This is a genomic window from Streptomyces sp. NPDC002573, assembly GCF_042889625.1.
In the GTDB taxonomy this organism is placed as follows: Bacteria; Actinomycetota; Actinomycetes; order Streptomycetales; family Streptomycetaceae; genus Streptomyces; species Streptomyces gibsoniae.
The window spans coordinates 1-2,451 of record NZ_JBIARC010000227.1 but is presented as its reverse complement, the minus strand read 5'-3'; the positions used below and the strand labels follow the sequence as shown (position 1 = coordinate 2,451).

General features: G+C 67.2%; 3 protein-coding genes and 1 pseudogene. 1 reads left to right on the top strand and 3 read right to left on the bottom strand.

Features of this window, described 5'->3' with window-relative positions:
• Positions 1 to 22 precede the first annotated feature (22 nt).
• Both ACFYX0_RS47450 and ACFYX0_RS47445 read right to left on the bottom strand, forming a co-directional pair.
• The gene (locus ACFYX0_RS47450; protein WP_388981979.1) at positions 23 to 394 is read right to left on the bottom strand and encodes a hypothetical protein; all 372 of its coding nucleotides are present in this window, start codon (positions 392 to 394) and stop codon (positions 23 to 25) included.
• Positions 391 to 1,226: pseudogene (locus ACFYX0_RS47445) on the bottom strand (IS5 family transposase). Before ACFYX0_RS47445 ends, ACFYX0_RS47450 begins: the two are co-directional and overlap by 4 nt.
• Positions 1,227 to 1,359: 133 nt before the next feature.
• On the opposite strand from ACFYX0_RS47445, the gene ACFYX0_RS47440 reads away from it, so the two are divergent.
• Positions 1,360 to 1,785: a transposase gene (locus ACFYX0_RS47440; RefSeq protein ID WP_388981976.1), complete on the top strand. Its 426-nt coding sequence runs from the start codon at positions 1,360 to 1,362 to the stop codon at positions 1,783 to 1,785.
• A 27-nt stretch (positions 1,786 to 1,812) separates the two neighbouring features.
• On the opposite strand, the gene ACFYX0_RS47435 is transcribed toward ACFYX0_RS47440, so the two are convergent.
• Entirely contained in the window at positions 1,813 to 2,241 is a 429-nt protein-coding gene (locus ACFYX0_RS47435; RefSeq protein WP_388981982.1) for a DUF6207 family protein, read from the bottom strand.
• Positions 2,242 to 2,451: the final 210 nt, after the last annotated feature.

Here is a 2,451-nt window from a genome sequence, read left to right as displayed (position 1 = left end):
GAGAAACGCCTCTCAGGCGCCCTCACCCATGTCCGCGCAGGTCAGACCCCAGATTCGTGACTCTATGCCGCTGAATTACGCGGAACGCAGGCTCGCATACGCCCCGCGCGCGTAGCGGACCTCTGGCCTCGGCGAACACTGCCAGGATCTCCTGGTAGGCCGCCTTGTCCGGCAGCTCCAATCCGGCCGGCGGCGTGGGCGGGCCTGACTCAGGCAGCTCCAGCAGCGTCTTGCGTGTGATCCGCACCTCCTCGACGGCCCTGTCGAGCTCGTCCAGCATCGCAGTGAGCTGCGCAATCTGCTCGCGGGTCTGCTCGGCCTGCGCGGCGATCTCCCGCTCGCGCTCCTCCAGCCGTACCAGTACCGCCCCCAAGGTCAGTTCCCCGCCGGTCATGCGCCGCGCCAGGCTGGGGTCGCGCCGCCCGTCAGTCGACGGGCCATCACATCGCTTATCGCCCAGTACACCCGGGACTCGGCCGACGCGGGGCGGTGCTCGTAGTCGCGCACCAGCCGCCGGTGCAGCATCAAGATCCCGTTCGTCTGCTCCACCCGCCACCGGATCGGCTGCGGGACGAACCCGGCATCGGCCGGGTTGCGCTCGACGACTTCGACCTCGATGCCCAGCCGCTCGCCGTGGTCCACAACGGTTTTCTTGAAGCCCTGGTCCACCAGGGCCTTCGTCACGGTGCCGGCAGCACTGACGGCGACCTTGTCGAGCAGGGCGGTGCCGAAGGCGTTGTCGTGGACGGAGGCGGCCAGCACGACCACGGCGATCACCAGGCCCAGCACGTCCACGGCCAATCCCCGCTTGCGGCCGGGCACCTTCTTCGCCGCGTCCCGTCCCGTCGTCTCGGCCGGCACTCCGGCCGCCGCGTGCAAGCTCTGGGTGTCGAGCACCACCAGGCTGGGGTCGGCTAATCGGCCCCTCTTCTCGCGGACCTGCCAGCGCAGCAGGTCGTGCATGACCTGGTCGGTGCCGTCATTGCGCCACGTGTAGAAGTAGTACTTCACCGCGCCGACGGGCGGAAGGTCGTGTGGGAGAGGTAGTCCCACTGGCAGCCGGTCCGGGACTGGTAGAGCAGCGCGTTGACGATCTCCCGCATCTCGTAGCGGCCCTCGTGGCCGCTGACTGAGGGGTGCTGGGCCTTCCAGGCGGTGATCACGGGCTCGATCAGCGCCCAGCGTTCGTCGGATAAGTCGCTCTTGTAAGGCTTGCGGTCACTCACCCAGTTACCTCAGCACGGCACCGCCCCGGCGACCCGCCACGGATTGGCAGGGCCACACGTTCAGGCGAATACAGAACGGATATCAGCTCACATTCCACCCTCTGAGACGAGGGGATGCGCAGCGGCTACTGGGGTGGGCACGCGTAAGCCGTCGGAGATCGAGGATGGGTTGTGGGAGCGGATCGAACCGTTACTACCGATTGTGCAGCGGCGCTCCCTCTCTCCCAGGCGCAGGCGGCTTGACCAGCGCAAAGTGCTGAGAAAAATCTTGTTCGTGCCGTGCACCGGGATTCGGTGGGGTCGTCGGACGACGTTTCCTGGAGCCGGAGTTGTGTACTCCATTTGGCGGTATTGCGGTTACGGACAGTGCGGTGGCGCGTTGAACGGGTATGAGCGGAAGTCACAAACGAAAGCGGTCAAGGTCGCGAGCGTTCGCGCAGGTGCAAGCGCAGTTGGCTCGTGCGGCTGCTGCGATGGCCGCGGGGAAGAAGTTGCCGCGGCGGGCAGCGGAAGAAACGGTTCGCCTGGCGGGTGCGGAGCCGGACGACAGCCCCAGTAAGGCGGCGCCGCCCGGTTTGAGCTGAGGTTATTCGTCTGCTTTCTCGCCGCCTTCATCTTCACCGACAGCATCGCCACTCAGAACAGCGCGCGGCTCAGCTGTTCCTGCTAGTCCAGCCCGCGCCCGTGGTGGAGGTTGCCATCGACGCCGCCCGGGAGGCGGATGGTCGCTGGCGTCACCCAGTTCGTCTCCACCGCATCCGCGCCGGCTCAGCCCGCAGAAGGTCCCGCTTTCTCGCACACCTAGGTCTGTGAGTTCCTGGCGTAGATCCAGGAAGCAACTCAGTCGAACGCCAGGCTCGTCCGGTGCCCGGGCCGTCCTGTCAGCAGACGCGGTGGTCCAGCGTGCGGCAAGCGCCGCCTCGAAGGCGAAGGCGGTTTCGTCGTCTGCGGCCGCGACGTCGACCACGACCAGTCCCGGCTCGCCGTTGTGTTCTTCGTCCCTGATCGACCTCATGACCTGGTGGACGAGACGCACTGGGACGGCCTGCCCACCGGCGCTGGCCGCCGCGTCACCACCGGCGACGCTCTGCCTTCGCCCCGCCGCAGCCAGCCGCTCGGGTCGGGGACCGGAGGTCATGTCCCGCGGGGTGGTGTAGTCACGGCAGCTGTTTCGGTTCCGGTTGTGGGGTGATCTGCGGTTCAGGTTCGGTTGGCTTGGTGGTGA